Source organism: Lentibacillus halodurans (assembly GCF_900112045.1).
In the GTDB taxonomy this organism is placed as follows: domain Bacteria; phylum Bacillota; class Bacilli; order Bacillales; family Amphibacillaceae; genus Lentibacillus; species Lentibacillus halodurans.
The window spans coordinates 162488-180107 of sequence record NZ_FOJW01000006.1 but is presented as its reverse complement, the minus strand read 5'-3'; the positions used below and the strand labels follow the sequence as shown (position 1 = coordinate 180107).

The 17620-nt window shown below is 43.1% G+C and carries 15 protein-coding genes; 10 read left to right on the top strand and 5 right to left on the bottom strand.

The annotated features are described in order from the left end of the window. Window positions 1-53: 53 nt before the first annotated feature. The 5 genes from BM195_RS09105 to BM195_RS09085 all read left to right on the top strand — a co-directional run bounded on the left by BM195_RS09105 (window position 54) and on the right by BM195_RS09085 (window position 6955). The gene (locus BM195_RS09105; RefSeq protein ID WP_170848207.1) at window positions 54-512 is read left to right on the top strand and encodes a YndM family protein; all 459 of its coding nucleotides are present in this window, start codon (window positions 54-56) and stop codon (window positions 510-512) included. 190 nt (window positions 513-702) lie between these two features. Next, window positions 703-3525 (top strand): UPF0182 family membrane protein, encoded by a 2823-nt coding sequence (locus tag BM195_RS09100; protein ID WP_090236868.1) that lies wholly within the window; start codon window positions 703-705, stop codon window positions 3523-3525. A gap of 290 nt (window positions 3526-3815) precedes the next feature. Further along, on the top strand, window positions 3816-4439 hold the full coding sequence (locus BM195_RS09095; protein ID WP_090236864.1) for a TetR/AcrR family transcriptional regulator: 624 nt from the start codon (window positions 3816-3818) through the stop codon (window positions 4437-4439). A gap of 12 nt (window positions 4440-4451) precedes the next feature. Next, a complete protein-coding gene (locus BM195_RS09090) occupies window positions 4452-5351 on the top strand; it encodes an ABC transporter ATP-binding protein (RefSeq protein ID WP_090236861.1) in 900 nt (299 codons plus the stop codon). Beyond that, window positions 5351-6955, top strand: coding sequence for an ABC transporter permease (locus tag BM195_RS09085; RefSeq protein ID WP_090236858.1), 1605 nt, complete (start codon window positions 5351-5353; stop codon window positions 6953-6955). Before BM195_RS09090 ends, BM195_RS09085 begins: the two co-directional genes overlap by 1 nt. A 131-nt stretch (window positions 6956-7086) precedes the next feature. On the opposite strand, the gene BM195_RS09080 is transcribed toward BM195_RS09085, so the two are convergent. Beyond that, complete coding sequence (locus tag BM195_RS09080) at window positions 7087-8697, bottom strand: catalase (RefSeq protein ID WP_090236855.1); 1611 nt, start codon at window positions 8695-8697, stop codon at window positions 7087-7089. Window positions 8698-9515: 818 nt separating this feature from the next. Here BM195_RS09080 and BM195_RS09070 point away from each other — a divergent pair. Beyond that, window positions 9516-10241, top strand: coding sequence for an EcsC family protein (locus BM195_RS09070; RefSeq protein ID WP_090236850.1), 726 nt, complete (start codon window positions 9516-9518; stop codon window positions 10239-10241). Window positions 10242-10348: 107 nt separating this feature from the next. Here the strand turns inward: BM195_RS09070 and BM195_RS09065 are convergent, their stop codons facing one another. The 3 genes from BM195_RS09065 to BM195_RS09055 all read right to left on the bottom strand — a co-directional run bounded on the left by BM195_RS09065 (window position 10349) and on the right by BM195_RS09055 (window position 12349). Next, entirely contained in the window at window positions 10349-11119 is a 771-nt protein-coding gene (locus tag BM195_RS09065; protein ID WP_090236848.1) for a DUF3891 family protein, read from the bottom strand. Window positions 11120-11287: 168 nt separating this feature from the next. After that, window positions 11288-11890, bottom strand: coding sequence for an alpha/beta hydrolase (locus BM195_RS09060; RefSeq protein ID WP_090236846.1), 603 nt, complete (start codon window positions 11888-11890; stop codon window positions 11288-11290). Between the two features lie 39 nt (window positions 11891-11929). Then, window positions 11930-12349 (bottom strand): MarR family winged helix-turn-helix transcriptional regulator, encoded by a 420-nt coding sequence (locus BM195_RS09055; RefSeq protein WP_090236842.1) that lies wholly within the window; start codon window positions 12347-12349, stop codon window positions 11930-11932. Window positions 12350-12560: 211 nt separating this feature from the next. Here BM195_RS09055 and BM195_RS09050 point away from each other — a divergent pair, with 211 nt between their 5' ends. Genes BM195_RS09050 through thrB form a run of 3 tightly spaced genes read left to right on the top strand, consistent with a single transcriptional unit; the run spans window position 12561 to window position 15831 of the window. Beyond that, window positions 12561-13868, top strand: coding sequence for a homoserine dehydrogenase (locus BM195_RS09050; RefSeq protein WP_090236839.1), 1308 nt, complete (start codon window positions 12561-12563; stop codon window positions 13866-13868). Continuing rightward, window positions 13865-14926 (top strand): threonine synthase, encoded by a 1062-nt coding sequence (gene thrC, locus BM195_RS09045; protein ID WP_090236833.1) that lies wholly within the window; start codon window positions 13865-13867, stop codon window positions 14924-14926. The genes BM195_RS09050 and thrC overlap by 4 nt, the downstream gene beginning before the upstream one ends. Further along, a complete protein-coding gene (thrB, locus tag BM195_RS09040; RefSeq protein ID WP_090236827.1) occupies window positions 14923-15831 on the top strand; it encodes a homoserine kinase in 909 nt (302 codons plus the stop codon). Before thrC ends, thrB begins: the two co-directional genes overlap by 4 nt. Window positions 15832-15869: 38 nt before the next feature. Here the strand turns inward: thrB and BM195_RS09035 are convergent, their stop codons facing one another. Further along, on the bottom strand, window positions 15870-16172 hold the full coding sequence (locus BM195_RS09035; protein WP_280141253.1) for a DUF3219 family protein: 303 nt from the start codon (window positions 16170-16172) through the stop codon (window positions 15870-15872). A gap of 173 nt (window positions 16173-16345) precedes the next feature. On the opposite strand from BM195_RS09035, the gene cypC reads away from it, so the two are divergent. Beyond that, window positions 16346-17590, top strand: a complete 1245-nt coding sequence (gene cypC, locus BM195_RS09030; RefSeq protein WP_280141252.1) for a CYP152 family fatty-acid peroxygenase CypC — start codon at window positions 16346-16348, stop codon at window positions 17588-17590. Window positions 17591-17620 lie beyond the last annotated feature (30 nt).

Here is a 17620-nt window from a genome sequence, read left to right as displayed (position 1 = left end):
TTTTCAGCCACACTATAACTGTTACGAACACAGGAAAGGATGGGTCTTATTATATGATTCATTTAAAAACATTGGGAATTAAAGCGATTGCGATCGGTGTTACCGTTTTTTCGTTATTTGGTATTTTCTACAATGCGAATTTGACGAATTTATTTTGGATTAGTGTGCTGACGACAGGAATATCTTATTTGATCGGTGATTTATTCATACTTCGCAGATTCGGGAATGTTACGGCTTCAATTGTGGATTTTCCATTGGCATTCCTCTCAATATGGCTGCTGTGCGGCTTGTTTATAGAAGCAAGCATTCCCATTATTACGACTTCTTTGATGGCGGCATTTTTTATAACGTGCTGTGAGCCATTTATCCATACATATCTGACTGAAAATCTGGAGAAGGAGAAATTTGAGGAACGGGAAAATTCTCCGAGAACTGGTCAATTACAGACTGAATTTGCAGAGGAATTTGAATCGGAAGTGACAGATAATAAAGACAATGAGCACGATAAATGAGCCTGAAGAATGTAAACGATAATCTTTTGAAACCTCTCCCCCTTATCAAACGTAAGAATAACGAACTATCATTTTCATTCTAGAAACGAGTCATGTATGATGGGAAGTGAAGATTTTCCATCGGTTATTTGAAAGTTTCCTATTGGTGATATGCAATGTTTTCAATTGATAGTAGGGGGAGAGATTTAAATTGGATGTTTTTGACGGAGGTTCAAATGGGTCTAATCAACACCGGAAAATAAAATGGAATAAGAAGTTAAACTGGGTTGGCTATGTAGTGCTTGCAATCATTCTAATCGTGATAGCAGGTTTATTTGCGCTGCAGTGGATTACCGATTATATATGGATGGACTCACTTGGTTTTTCGGGTGTTTTCACAACCATTTTGACAAGTAAAGTGCTGCTGGGGGTTGCTGGCTTTGTTTTGTTTGCGGCAGGCACATTTTTTACACTTTTTTGGATCCGAAGATCATACATAAAGCATTTTGATTCGAGCCAGTTGCCGCCGATTCTGGAAAAGCGGAAAATAATGATGCTGATGATGCTCGGTATATCGGCTGTTATCGGGCTGTTCGGGAGCAGTATCATCCAAGGAGTCGGCTGGGAACGGTCGTTGAAGCTGATCAACCATGCATCATTCGGACAAACGGATCCTTATTTTAATTTGGATATTTCGTTCTATGTATATGTTTTGCCGATTCTTAATTTAGTTGTGTTTGTCCTGTTAGGTCTAAGCATTTTTTTCCTTTTGGTGGAAATCGGGGCATATTCTGTATTCCATATGTATCGAATGAGCCGTTCAGCACAGTTGCACCTGGGTATGACATTTGGTTTCATTGGATTGCTTTTGGCCGGTTATCATCTTCTGCAGCCGTTTGGAGCTTTGTCGACGAATCAGGTTAATTTATTTCAGAAAAGCGTTGTGGAAGGCTTAAGCTATACGGATGACGTCGTCAATATTCCCAAGGCCTATATTCTGGCTGCCGTTGCTGTTATTATGACGGTTTGGATGATTATAAAATTGGTTCGTGGAAACGTTAAGACAATGCTGACTCCAATTGCTGTTTATATCGGATTAGTCATTGCAGGCCAGGGGGTATCTGTTGCTGTTCAGAACTTTGCCGTTTCCCCGAATGAATTTGCTATGGAAGAACCGTATTTGCAGGATAATTTAAATTATACGAGAGCTGCCTATGATTTAGACAGTATTAATGAGCAAGAGCATCCCGGGAACAATTCACTTGATGCCGAAATGGTGGAGCGCAACGCCGGAACAATTGATAATGTGCGCATGAATGATGTACGGCCATTACTTGATGTTTACAATCAATTACAGACGTTCCGAACGTATTATGAATTCAATGATGTTGATATTGATCGTTATCAAGTTGATGGAGAGTACGAACAAGTATTTTTGGGTGCAAGGGAACTGGATACATCCAGCTTGCCTGATCAGGCTCAAACATGGGTCAACCGGAATTTACGGTATACACACGGATATGGGGTTTCGATGAGTCATGTCAACAAAGTGACAGCACAGGGACAGCCGGAATATATGCTGCAGGATCTGCCTCCTGAGGGTGTCATGGATGTTGAACGGCCACAAGTCTATTTCGGTGAACAATCCTATCCGAATGTTATTACCAATAGTGAGGTCGATGAATTTGACTATCCAGCAGGTGATGAAAATATGAATAACCGGTATGAGGCAGATACCGGTATTCAGCTAAGCGGCATGAACCGGCTGCTATTTGCCATAAATGAAGGTTCATTCCGTATGCTTGTTTCCGACCAGCTGACAGATGACAGTCAGTTACTTGCGACCAGAAATATCATGGATCGGGTCGAACGAATCGCACCGTTTTTCACCTATGATCAGGATCCTTATATAGTGATGCGTGATGATGGCAGTCTCGTTTGGATGATTGACGCCTATCTGACAGCAGAAAATTATCCGTATTCCGAAGCCTTTCAGGGTGATTCAAACTATATTCGGAATGCTGTAAAAGTCACGATTGATGCGTATACCGGTGAAGTAAACTTTTATGCCGCAGAACCGGATAACCCGTTACTGCAAACGTTCCAGAATATATTTCCCGAATTAATAGTAGAGGAAGTGCCTGAGGACATACGTGCTCATTTCCGGTATCCAACAGATCTGTTCTCGATCCAGGCCTCTATGTATGGAACGTATCACATGTCTGATTTAGAGATGTTTTACAACCGTGAGGATACCTGGCAGGTTCCGACAGAGCGATACTTTAGTGAGGATATTGAAATGGAACCGTATTATACGACCATGAAATTGCCTGATCAGGACGAAGAAGAATTTATCCTGATGAGACCATATACGCCGAAAAACAGGCAAAACATGACTGCCTGGATAGGTGTACGAAACGATGGCGAGCATTATGGTGACATGTTTGTATATGAGTTTCCTAAACAGCGGAATATATATGGTCCGCAACAAATTGAAAACCGGATTAACCAGGACAGCGAGATCTCCCAGGAATTGAATTTGTGGGCACAAGGCGGTTCAGACGTTATCCGCGGTAATTTACTAGCAATACCGATTGAGGATACGATCATTTACGTTGAACCAATCTATATCGAATCCAACAATGAGACATCACTGCCGGAAGTCAAAAGGGTTGTGATGGCATACGGTGATCACATTGTCATGGAAGCAAACTTTGATGCGGCACTGGATGCAATGCTGAACATCGTTGATCCGGATAGTCAGGATAACGAAAAGCAGGATACCGAACAAGAAGAGCAGCAGGATCCTTCACAGCCGATTATGGAAGCTGAAGAAAGATTACAGAAGTTTTCCGATTTGTTTGAGTCCTATCAGCAAGCGTTGTCTGATGGTAATTGGCAAGAGGCTGCAGAAATCATGAGTGAGCTCGAAAGCCAGCTGGAGGAAATGGAATTGTCCAATGATCCGGAAAATCCTGAGGGCTCCCAGCCACCTGACGATGATGCAGAAACAGCGGATGACACGGAAGATTAAATAAAGCGTTAAATCGGGATACGCCATGAGTGCTATCCCGATTTTAATGAATAAAAATTGAAGAGGCAGTACTGGATTTTGATAATAGGTTAAGGTTGATTTTTGTAACAAAAACTTCGGCTCTCGCTATAAGTTGAAACGTCAATCAGTGGGAAGGTTCTGTCCTTCACTGATTGACGTTTTATTTTATACATTGACCACTATGGTCTAAAATGTTAGGATTAAATCGACCATTATGGTCTAGATGAACGGTTATATGCATAATTATGTTACAAAAGGGGTGAAAAAACATTACGGAAAAATTTCAGAACCTCGATGAAAATAAACAGCAACGGATTTTAGATGCGGCATTTCAGGAATTTGCGGAAAATGGTTATGAACGTGCTTCAACAAATCGCATTGTTAAAAGTGCCGGAATCGGGAAAGGAATGCTGTTTTATTACTTTCAAAGTAAAAAGGAATTGTATCATTATTTAATTGAACGTTCCCTGAATACAACAATTGTGGAATATTTAGGTTTAATCGATACGAACGAAAGGGATTTTATTGAACGGATGAAACAGATATTATCAGTCAAAATGAAAAGCATGGCTGAGAACCCCAATGTGTTCCATTTCCTGGGGATGTTTTTTCTGGAAAACGAACCAGAATTACCGTCTCATTTAAGAAGGCTGTATGATCAATTGTTGGAAGAAGGGTATTCAATCATGTATCACAACATCGATAAATCTTTGTTTAGAGATGATGTCAATGTTGATAAGCTATTCAATCTTATTAAATGGGTGATGGACGGTTATCAGAACGAGGTCGTCAATCGTCTGAAAGGCCAAAATCTGGCATCTGTCGACTTTGATCCATACTGGGATGAATTCTTTGAATATCTGGATATATTAAAAAAAACGTTTTACCGATAAGGAGGGGATGGCATGGCTGTTTTGAAAACAGAAGACCTCACAAAAATGTATGGGAGCTTCAAAGCCGTGGACCACATTAATATTGAAGTTAGGGAAGGGGAAGTGTATGGTTTCATCGGACCCAATGGTGCGGGGAAATCGACAACCATTCGTGTTTTGCTGGGAATGTTAAAAGCGACAAGCGGCAGTGCGTCCATTTTTGGCAAGGATATCTGGGCGGATGCAGTGGATATTCATAAGCGGATTGCCTATGTCCCGGGAGATGTGAATTTGTGGCCGAATCTGACTGGCGGGGAAGTGATTGACCTGTTTATGAAACTTCGCGGCGGTAAGGCCAATCAAAAAAGACGAGAAGAGTTGATTCAGAAATTTAACTTCGACCCCTCAAAAAAGTGCCGGACGTATTCAAAAGGGAACCGGCAAAAAGTTTCACTAATTGCAGCGTTTGCATCTGATGCCGATTTGTATATTTTAGATGAACCGACATCGGGACTTGATCCATTGATGGAACGGACTTTTCAGGAATGTGTGATGGAAGCCAGTAATGATGGTAAAAGTATTTTGCTCTCCAGTCATATTTTATCGGAAGTAGAACGACTTTGTGACCGGGTCGGCATTATCCGGGAAGGTCGGATAATTGAGTCGGGGTCACTTGATGAATTGCGCCATTTAACGAGAACCAATTTAAATGTCGAGACGAAGCAGGCGATTCCCTCACTGGACGATATGGAGGGTGTCCATCATATTGAAAAGAAGGAAGGAACGCTGTCATTTCAGGTCGACACTGAGCAGCTGGATGAGGTGGTCCACTATATCAGCCAATTTGGTGTGATTAAACTGGAAAGCGCCCCGCCGACGCTGGAGGACTTGTTTATGCGTCATTACGAAGGAGCTTCAGGGGGTGAATCCTGATGCGTAATCAGTCTTTTTCCAATACAGGAAAACTGTCGGGGTTCATACTGCGGCTTGACCGTTTTAGGATACTGATCTGGCTGGTTGCGATTTCTTTTTTTACGCTAGTGGTTCCGATCGCCTTTTCTGATTTGTACCCGACACAGCAGGATCGCGATGCGATGGCTGAAACAATGGAAAACCCTGCAATGATTGCGATGGTAGGGCCAGGGGATTTGGGAAATTATACAGTAGGTGCAATGACGGCACATCAGATGCTGCTTTTGACGGCAGTTGTTGTCGGCTTGATGAATATCCTGCTGATGAACCGGCATACACGGTCAGATGAGGAAGATGGCCGGCTGGAATTGATCCGTTCACTCCCTGTTGGAAAGCTTGCCAATTTGGGTGGATCGTGTATCGTTTTAACCGTGTTAAATGTGCTCCTGGCACTTATAGTCGGTGTTGGGTTATATGCGTTGGGTATTGATAGTATGAATTTGGCAGGTTCTCTTTTATATGGCTTCGTATTAGGGATGACAGGTTTATTCTTCGCTGGGCTCACGGCTTTGGTAGCACAAATTACGGAAAATGCACGCAATGTTTTTGGAATTTCGTTGGCATTACTGCTTGTCTCATATCTTATCCGTGCGATAGGCGATGTCAGCAATGAAGCGTTATCCTGGATTTCACCGTTAGGTTGGGTTTCGGCTGCCGAAGTTTACAGTGAAAACAATGGATGGGTGCTGTTGCTGCTGCTTAGCGGTGCCATTGTTCTGTTTGCTCTAGCTGGATATTTGAACACTATTCGGGATCTGGAAGCGGGATTTCTTCGATCAAAACCCGGCAAAAAACACGCATCTGCCAGGCTGCTCAGTCCACTTGGCTTAGCATTCAGACTGCAGCGGACCGGGATGATTTCATGGGCGGTCGCGATGCTGCTGGTAGGCGTTTCTTATGGCTCGGTCATGGGTGATCTTGATTCATTTTTTGAAGGTAATGAAATGATGCAGCAATTATTGGTTTCACAGGAGGGCTATTCATTTACTGAGCAGTTTGTCTCCATGCTGATGGTGGTGATGGCATTAATCGGGACGGTTCCGCCTGTGATGGCTATGCTTAAATTATACGGAGAAGAAAAGAAGAACCGGCTTGATCATTTATTGGGCAGGACTGTATCACGCGTACGGCTTCTGGCAGGATACTTGGTGATTGCTGTCATAAATGGATTTGTCATGCTGTCACTTGCGGCTGTTGGACTTTGGATGGCCGCTGCCAGTGTAATGGAAGAACCATTTGAATTTGGCACGATCTATGGTGCCGGACTGGCTTATTATCCGGCGTTGCTTGTCATAATAGGCCTGACTGTACTGCTTATTGGATTTGTGCCAAAAGTTAGCAGTCTGATCTGGCTGTATGTGCTTTATTCATTTTTCGTCTTGTATTTTGGCGGCATGTTTCAATTTCCGGATTGGGTTGGTAAACTGTCACCGTTTGGGTATATCCCGGAATTGCCAGTGGATGAGATGGAATGGCTGCCTGTGGTTGTCCTTACGGTTATTGTGATTGGATTAACGATTGCCGGCATACTCGGATACAGACGGCGGGATATTCAAGGGCAATGAACAACGTAAAACCCCCAGCTTTCATTGGCTGGGGGTTAAAAAATTTGAAAGCAAAATTGGAAATGGGCTGACCTGCTGACTACCTCAACACCGAACTGATCATTAGTTTCTGGAAGCTAAGTTTTTTTCCGTTAGTACGGATTAGCGTCATGTCCTTTTTCAACTGCCTGATCTGGTGCTTTTTCCGCATCCTTGTTGCCGATCGGATTTTTACTTGAGTCGTCTTTCATCATCATTTTGGACGCCTTTTCCAGTCCTTCACGCAAACGACGTCCATATTCTTCGTCAGCTTCTTCGGCAAGGGCGATCATTTTATCCTGAATATCCTGTGCGCATTCAGAAAGATCACCGACGAGGTTCGAGATCAGTTCGTCCTTTTCCCAGTCTTCAAACCAGCGATACGTCTCGCCGGCCTGTTTCGTATTATCATCCCGGTCAATCGATTCCCGGACAAGATTTCCTTCTACTTTTGGGGTGTATTCCTTGCCGACTTGTTCCGCTTCTTTATAATTACCTAAGGATGAAGGTTCATAATTGATGTGCGGGTTCTTTTTGGGTGACCGTTCAGGCTCATACCGCATGTTCCCGCCTTCCTGGTTCGTCGCCACCCGTTTTTTGGCGGCATTAACAGGTACTTGCAGATAATTGGCACCGACGCGGTAACGTTGGGTATCGGAGTAGGAAAATGTCCGCCCTTGAAGCATTTTGTCATCTGAAAAATCAAGACCATCCACAAGCACCCCGGTTCCGAATGCGGATTGCTCAACTTCTGTAAAAAAGTCTTCCGGGTTTTGGTTTAATACCATTCGACCGACCGGCAGCCATGGAAATTGATCTTCCGGCCAAATCTTCGTATCGTCCAGCGGGTCAAAATCCAGCTCAGGGTGCTCATCATCACTTATAATCTGTACGAATAGCTCCCATTCCGGATAATCGCCTTGTTCAATGGCATCGTACAAATCCTGTGTGGCATGGTTGAAGTTTTCTCCCTGGATTTCTCCCGCTTCTTTAACCGTCAAGTTTTTGATGCCTTGTTTTGGTTCCCAGTGATATTTTACAAGTACTGCTTCTCCGTCATGGTTAACCCATTTATACGTGTTGACGCCGGATCCCTGCATCATTCGGTAATTGGCTGGGATCCCCCAAGGTGAATAGACAAATGTCACCATATGAAATGATTCCGGCGAGTTGGCACAAAAGTCGAGGAAACGCTCACTGTCCTGAATGTTTGTGATCGGATCAGGCCGGAATGCATGGATCATATCCGGGAATTTCATCGCATCACGAATAAAGAAGATTTTTAGGTTGTTCCCGACAAGATCCCAATTCCCGTCCTCGGTGTAAAATTTAACCGCAAACCCGCGCGGATCCCTTACTGTCTCTGGTGAATGCTTGCCATGTACAACTGTTGAAAAACGTACGAATACAGGGGTTTGTTTACCTTTTTCCTGAAAAACTTTTGCCCGTGTGTATTTGGAAACAGGCTCTTCCCCTACTGTTCCATACGTTTCAAAATATCCATGTGCACCGGCTCCACGGGCATGAACAATTCGCTCAGGCACTTTTTCCCGGTCAAAGTGACTGATTTTCTCAATGAAATCATAGTTTTCCAGTGTAGCGGGGCCTCGATTGCCGACTGTCCGGATGTTTTGATTGTTTGTGACCGGATGCCCCTGTCTAGTTGTCATCGTGTCGTCATGTTCAATATTCGTCTGATTTTTATCATTTTGGTTTTCAGCCATCCATACCATCCTCCATTTTTTTGATAAGAAAGTATAAAATTTTATACTAAATTGGCTGTTCGCCGACTTCCGCTAATCTGACCTTCTAGCTCCTGGCCAGTGGAAGAAAGCCGATGCGGCAGTCGAGTCTTTCCTAATGTATTTACTTTATTTAGTTTGACCAACTTTAGTTGCATTAATCCATCTTCCGTCTGTCGCTTTTAAAAGGCATGAGAACCATTGTTTGGAGGGGGAACCGCTTTACAGGATGTGAGCAATAAAATGGTTTCATTTCCGAATATCCTTCTTTAATGTGCTTTATTTTGGCTTCAGCAGTGCTTTTAGCAAAAGAATCATTGTGAATGCCTCTCTTCATTAGTGTGTCTTTCAATATTCATGATAGCTAGAAAAATATTTTAATTCGCTAGTATCGTGACTGAATTTTATGGGCTAAATTATTAGGCTTTCCGGTCTAGAAAATTAAGACCCGAGGCGGGAGAAAAAACCGGTCCAGATTCTGTCCTTTTATTCGTGCAGCTGGTCATACAGTTGCGTTATAATAAATTAAGCACTGCCAGTGACAAGGAGGCACTTCGGCTTGAGCAGCATGACTTCTTGGATTTGGTAACGTTTGAAGATGTCTCGGAAAATTTGAGAAATGAAATTATGAAGTATGGCGAGATACTTTATTCTTTAGCAAATGGTTCCGAAAATGTGAGATAATTTCCTGAATCGGGATAATATAATCAGGATTCACTTTCAGGATTACAATCGTACCTGAATCTTTTTTTCGGGAATATCGTATCATTTAGTATGGAATAAAAGAGGATGGTATCAACATGAATGCTTATGAACAAAAAGTGTATGAGGAATTGAATGTATGGCGGCGAAACGTCTTAAAAAAATCTGGTCTCTTCAAGCAGCTGTCAAAAAAGACGCAGACAAAAATAAACGGATGGATTCCTGAAAAAGCCCACAACATTATAACGGAAAGTATTAAAAATATGGTGAAAGCAACCCTGGTTGGATCTGATATGACAACAAAGAAACAGCAGCCAACAGGTCAGACGCTATATGAAAAAGATGAATTGTTGAAGGAAAAACTGATATCTTACCGAAAATCAGCTGTTATTGAAGGAGCCGGAACAGGTGCTGGCGGGTTTTTTCTGGGCCTTGCTGATTTCCCGATGCTTTTATCTATTAAAATGAAGTTTTTATTTGAAACTGCAGCCATTTATGGGTTTGATACACGTCAATACCAGGAGCGCTTGTTTATTCTTCACGTGTTTCAACTTGCTTTCTCAAGCGATGCCAAACGCAAGGAAACATTCTATACACTGGAGAATTGGGAGTATGAAAAGGAGAAGCTTGCTGATATGGATTGGCGCACGTTTCAGCAGGAGTACCGCGATTATATTGATTTGGTTAAACTTTTGCAGCTTGTTCCGGGCTTTGGCGCTATTGTCGGAGCATATGCCAATCATAACTTGCTCGATACGTTAGGTGAAACAGCCATGAACGCGTATCGGCTGCGGCTTTTGACCACACAGCCGCGTGAGTATTAAAGCATTAATGCACTGAGTTTGCGATAGTGCATAAATCACGCGAGGAAGCATGAAAATATAATTCCGACACTGCATCATTTTTATGATTTTTTAGTTTTAAAGTAACACTATGCCTCCCCCACTAAACAAATATAAACTTGTTGTACTTCTGCATTCAGGTAACTGTTGATCACCCCTTTTTCAGCTATTGCTTTTTTTGGAACAGATTTTTGCTGAATGATTATGTCGATTGGGTTGTTGAACGGAAATTCGTCCATGACGACTGTCTGTTCATCTTTCCAGAAAACATGCATTTTACTGTTGTGAAAAAAGGGGAGTGATGGAGAAACTGGAATTCCATCCTTGAAAAATGGATGCTCATTCTCCGTCGTCACGCCAGGCTCGTTCATGCATATATACAATGACAGGCCATCAAAGAACTGAAGCAAACCATAATGGATATCGAATATATTATCATCATAATCATCCAAAAGCTGCATGATCCGTACCTGACGTTTTCTTTCACGTTGTACAAACAACCGGGACTCTTCTTCCGGATCATGCTGAAGAAAACGTGTGTAGTGCTCACTGCATAATAGGGCAGCGTATGGATCATATTTTTCCACTTCATCAACGCCGTGTTGATAAAAAACGGTTTTAGCTGGATTAGGGAAATCAGTGAACATGTAAGGTTCCTGTTTCCTATCATTCCAAAAAGGTTGTTTGTCGATCATTTTCCAAGCGTAATCGTGCTTTTCAATCGCATACAGAACGGATGGCTTGAACATTTTTCCTGAAAAAAACGAATCTTTCAGTCCGGCTGCCATTTTAGCAGAAATGTGCGCATGATGATCTTGTTCGATCATAATATATGCGTTTTGGCGCTCCCGCACTATCATCAGCGATCCACCTTCCAGTATCTTCTTATGGTCAGTATACAAAAACTGATCAATTGTTTAAAATAGAATCTTGCTAAAAAACACCAAATCATAGGAGCCGTCTTAGCATGATTTGTTACTGGCAGGCGAACAAAAAACGTTCGGTATTTAACCCGAACGATTTTGCTTCTATTGATTCTTATACCATTCGCCGGCTGCTTTCACTTCTTCCATCGACAGTTGGTGACCCATATTTTCCCAATGCAATTCGACTTGCGCACCGGCATTTTCCAGTAGCGACTTTAGATCCTCGGATTCCTGCGAGGGGCAGATAGGGTCATTGGTTCCGGCACCGATGAAGATTTGTTTCCCGGATAAGTCAGGCAGTCCAATATCTCGCCTTGGAACCATCGGATGATGGAGGATCGCGCCTTTCAATGCACTCCGGTAATGGAATAAGAGACTGCCCGCGATATTGGCACCGTTGGAATAACCGATGGCGATGATATCATCGCGATCAAAGTCATATTCTGTTGCAGCTTCATTCAGGAATGCATTCAGCTCTTTGGTACGGGCAATCAGATCCTCCTTGTCAAAAACCCCCTCTGCCAGCCGTTTGAAAAAGCGCGGCATACCGTTTTCAGATACATTCCCGCGGATACTCAGGACGTTGGCATCCTTGTCGATTTCACCAGCAAGGGGCAATAAATCCTGCTCCGTTCCGCCTGTTCCGTGAAGCAGCAGTAACGTTGTTTTTGATTGTTCATTCCCTTTTTGAAAAATATGCTGCATCAAGCTTCTCCTTTCATGATACATGTTTCTGTAATATATCTACTTTTGTCCAATTCTTTTTAGGATATCAATAGCTGCTTTCTTTTCTTCAGCTGTTACGTTCTGAAATATCTCCTCAATCGCCTTTTGGTGTTTTGGAAAAATGTCGTCCATCAGCTGCCTTCCTTCATCCGTGATATGGATATAGACAGCCCGGCGGTCATTCTTACATGGCCGGCGTTCGAGCAAATCTCTGGCTTCCAGCTTGTCAATCACATATGTCATTGACCCAGTATTAATCAGGACTGCTTCAGAAATCTGTTTCACGGTCAGATCTCCCTTATGATATAAGGCTTCTAATACAGCGAATTCAGATGTTTTCATGTGATAGCGGCTGATATCTTTTTTCACCCGTTCCGTTACTGATTTTGATGCTTTCATCAGTACAACAAACGATTTTAATGATAGATTTTCTTCCATAATGAATCTCGCTCCATCATATTTAATTTAAATTAATTTAATTTTAATTAAAATTAATTGTAAAACGTTTATTAACGCCATGTCAACTAAATCAATTCTATTTGGTGGTTCTGCCGGTAAAACTAAAATGATTAAAAATTCGCTATTGCCACACTTTCATATTCATGTTTAAATGTATAAAATATCATTTATTTGAATATGAGGTGATGGTTTGGAAGACAAGGTATCGGTTGGTTTATTAGGTGTTGGCGTAGTCGGTTCGGGTGTTATCAGTCTGATTGAAAAACATCAGGAAAAAATTGCTCATCAGCTTGGGTGCCATGTCCATGTCAAAAGTGCACTAATCCGGGATCCGAATAAATCCCGTCATGTTGAGGCTGACCTTGATGGAACAGTGTTTACAACGAACGCTGACGATGTCCTGAATGATCCGGAAATTGAGGTCGTTGTTGAAGTGATGGGCGGCATTGAAGAAGCACGTGAATCCATTTTAAAAGCATTTGCTTCCAAAAAACATGTGGTGACGGCAAATAAGGACTTAGTGGCCCTGTATGGTGCTGAATTGCATGAAGCTGCAGAAAGAAATAAATGTGATTTTTATTATGAGGCAAGCGTAGCCGGGGGAATCCCTATTTTAAGAGGGATTACCGATGGATTCGCCTCTGATCATATTGAACAGTTAATGGGGATTGTGAACGGAACGACGAATTACATATTGACGAAAATGCACAATGAAGGCGTAAGCTATGAAGATGCGCTGAAGGAAGCCCAGGAACTCGGGTTTGCTGAAGCTGATCCGGCTGCTGATGTGGACGGCCTCGATGCTGCCAGAAAAATGGCAATTCTCTGCCGTCTTGCCTTTTCAACGTACATTGATTTGGAAGATGTTGAAGTAACCGGCATTAACGGAATTGACTTAGCAGACTTGCAGTATGGCGATAATCTGGGATTCATTATGAAGCTGATTGGATTTGCGAAATTTGATGATAAGCAAGTGGAAGTGAATGTTCAGCCGGCATTTATTTCCAAGCAGCATCCGCTCGCAGATGTTAAAAATGAATACAACGCTGTCTATGTTTATGGTGAGGCAGTTGGTGAAGCCATGTTCTACGGCGCTGGTGCAGGAAGCATGCCAACTGCTGCAGCTGTCATATCGGATGTGGTTACCGTCATTAAGAATATGCATCGAGGCGTGACCGGTAGCCAGGTTGTCGAACCCCGCTTCAAAAAAGAGTTAAAAACTGAAGACCAACGTTTTGGGCAATATTACGTTCGTTTTCACGTAAAGGATGAAGTAGGTGTGTTTTCCCGCATATCGTCATTATTCAATCAATTTCATATCAGTTTTAAACAAATTCTTCAAAATCCGTCGAAAAATCCGGATACTGCGGAAATTGTCGTGATTACGCACCAGGCATCACTGGACAAAATACATCAGGCGTTAGAGGCGCTTAACAACCTTGGTGAAGTGCTTAACATAAGGAGTTTTTACAAAGTAGAAGGAGATGCTGAAGTATGACGTGGCAAGGCTTAATCAAACACTATCGTTCGTATTTGCCTGTGACGGACAGAACGCCTGAATTGTCGCTGCAAGAGGGCAATACACCACTTATTCACTTTCCGGCAATTTCGGAGAAACTGGGGATTGAATTATATGGAAAGGTAGAAGGCGTCAACCCGACCGGATCATTTAAAGATAGGGGAATGGTCCTGGCTGTTGCTAAAGCAATTGAAGAAGGAAGTGAGGCGATCATCTGCGCCTCTACTGGCAATACTTCCGCTTCAGCAGCAGCTTATGCAGCAAGAGCTGGCATTAGGGCAATCATTGTCATTCCAAAAGGAAAAATTGCTCTGGGTAAACTGGCTCAAGCGGTAATGTATGGGGCAGATATTGTGGAGATTGACGGCAATTTTGACGACGCCTTGAAAATCGTCCGGAAAATAAGCGAGAATGCACCTGTAACACTTGTTAATTCGGTTAATCCATACCGGCTGGAAGGACAAAAAACAGCCGCGTTTGAGATTTGCCATGTGCTGGGTTCAGCTCCTGATATCCTGGCCATTCCTGTTGGAAATGCAGGCAATATCAGCGCGTACTGGAAAGGTTTTAAAGCGTATAACGAAACAAAGCAGACAGGTCTTCCACGCATGTTTGGTTTTGAGGCAGAGGGGGCAGCAGCCATTGTCCGGGATGACGTCATTTCCAACCCGGAAACGATCGCAACCGCTATTAGAATTGGAAACCCGGCAAGCTGGGACTTGGCTGTCAAGGCGCGGAATGAATCAAACGGGAATATTGATGATGTGACCGATGCTGAGATTGCATATGCACAAAAACTTTTGGGAAGCAAAGAAGGTGTGTTTGCCGAACCGGGATCCTGTGCTTCGATTGCAGGCATTATCCGGCAGTGCAAAGATCAAACGATTTCACAAGGATCAAAGGTTGTTGCGGTTCTTACCGGAAATGGGTTGAAGGATCCGCAAACAGCAATCGATCAAATTGATAAAGATCCGGTAACGTTGCGGAATGATGAGCAGGCAGTGATGAATTATATTGGAAACTTGGTGAACATATGAAGCCGTTCAGGATACGTGTCCCGGCAAGCTCGGCTAACATTGGGCCGGGATTTGATTCGGTCGGTCTCGCGCTGAATTTATATTTAACATTGGATGTTTCCCTTTCAGCTGAATGGGAGGTCATACAGCATTCTCGACATCTGCCTGTGCAGGCAGATGATGAAGATCATTATATTTTTCAGATTGCCCGTAATATTGCATTACGATGGAACCGGGAACTGCCGGTGTGCAGAATGGCTGTCCAGAGTGAGATTCCGCTGGCTCGGGGATTTGGCAGCAGTGCATCAGCAATTGTTGCCGGCATCGAACTTGCCAATCAGTTATGCAGTCTCTCGCTTTCACGCGAACAAAAACTCGAGCTTGGATCCGAGATTGAAGGGCATCCAGACAATATTGCACCTGCTGTGATGGGAGGCTTTGTCATATCAACTGCAAATGATTATTCGATTGAATGGATTCAATTGCCCGCGCCTGATGTTGAGGTGATTGTATACATCCCCGGCTATGACTTAAAGACGGAAGCAGCCCGCAAAGTTCTGCCGGAATCATATTCAAGAGAACTGGCTGCTTCGGCGAGTGCTGTCAGCAATGTACTGATTGCAGCCCTTTCTTCGGGGAATTACGAGCTGGCAGGTAAGATGATGGAACGTGATTTGTTCCACGAACCATATCGGGCACAATTGATTCCGAATTATGATGATATCAGGTATGAATCGAAAAAATATGGTGCTTACGGAACAGTGATCAGCGGGGCGGGTCCTACCATGATTTCGTTTGCTCCAAAAGGAAAAGGACAATCAATCATTACCCATTTTATAAACTTGCTGTCTGATTATGAGGTGACATTGTTGCAGTTGGATCATGGCGGGGCGACCGTTGATGCAAGCAGTAAACATGAAAGGTAACCCACACAGCATTCTTTTCGGCTGTGTGGGTTTGACGATTAATGGCACGATGATTTTTCGATCAGTTCCAGTTTAAAATCTCCAATGGCACCTTCCTCATATAAATTGGTGATTGATGTTGAATAGTTACTGATGACGGCCGGAAATTGAAGGTGTCGATCGGGAACTTTGACAATAAAGTCATTTTTATATAATAAAGTTGTGATGTCATGGTAAGCCTCGTGCGTTACTTTAAAGTCAAAACTTATCTTCGTCCGCTCTTCTCCATTTTTTGTAGTTGACCCCAGCTTAATATTTAAGGCGTCAATTTCCATATCATTGATGATAATTTTCTGATGCACATGGTCACCTTCTTTTGGTTTGAAATTCATATATCCAATCGTAACAGGTTCACATATAAACTTCCATGTTGCGAACTATATCAATGGATTCGTGGATCTATTGACGGAATAAATTTTGTGGATGGGGGAAAAAGAATTGATAACAGAATAAATCCAGGAAGGAGTCAATATTGATGACAATTCCGCGTGAAAAGGGTTTGGATCATACACTTACTATGTTATCGGAAGGCTACCAATACATCCTCAACAGGCGCAGACGATTTCAGTCAGATATTTTCCAAACCAGGCTGCTGGGTGGCCAAAAGGTAATTTGTATAGGCGGTGAAGAGGCGGCAGAAGTTTTCTATGACGAGGAAAAATTTAAACGAAAAGGTGCGGTCCCTAACCGGATCAAGGAATCATTATTTGGCAAACAGGCTGTACAGGGATTGGATGGTGCCGCTCATAAGCATCGAAAACAACTATTTATGTCGCTTATGACTCGCGACCGTCTCCGCGATCTGACAGACATAACGGCAAAGCAATGGGAGATTGCTATGGATCATTGGCACAGTAAACGAAAAATCGTTCTGTTTCATGAAGCGGAAAAAATCATGTGCCGCATCGCCTGTGAATGGGCTGGTGTTCCGTTATTTGCCAGCGAACTGAACCGGCGTACGAGTGATCTTTCGTCGATGATCGACGCTTTCGGAGCAGTCGGGCCAAGATATTGGCGTGGAAGGACAGCGCGTAATAGGACGGAAAGATGGATCAGAAACGTGATCGATCAGGTCAGAAGTGGAAAGCGCAATTCGCGTGAAGATACTGCTTTATATAAAATGGCCTGGCATCGTGGTTTGAATGGTGAACTGCTGGACTTGCAAATTGCGGCAGTGGAACTGATTAATATTATAAGACCAATCACAGCTATCGGCCGCTATGTTACGTTCGGTGCGTTGGCAATGCATGACTTTCCAGAAGCGAAAGAAAAGCTGAAGACGGGTGATGATGCTTATATCCGAATGTTTGTCCAGGAGGTTCGTCGTTACTATCCGTTTGGTCCGTATTTAGGTGCAAAGGTTCGCAGTGATTTCAAGTGGGGTGGATATCACTTCAAAAAAGGAACGCTTGTTCTGCTTGATGTTTATGGAACGAACCGTGATCCGGATCTATGGAACGCACCGGATGAATTCAGACCGGAACGATTTGAGGAATGGAGTGAAAGCCCGTTTAACTTTATCCCACAGGGCGGTGGTGATTACAATATGGGACATCGCTGTGCCGGTGAGTGGGTGACGATTGAGGTTCTGAAAGTGAGTCTTGGTTTTTTGGCGAAACGGGTGGACTATAAGGTGCCAAAACAGGATTTGGGTTATAGCCTGGTACGAATGCCGTCTATACCGAAAAGCAGATTTGTGATAAGCGATGTGAGAAAGTAAAAACAAGGATGGTTATCTGACGTTCTCCTA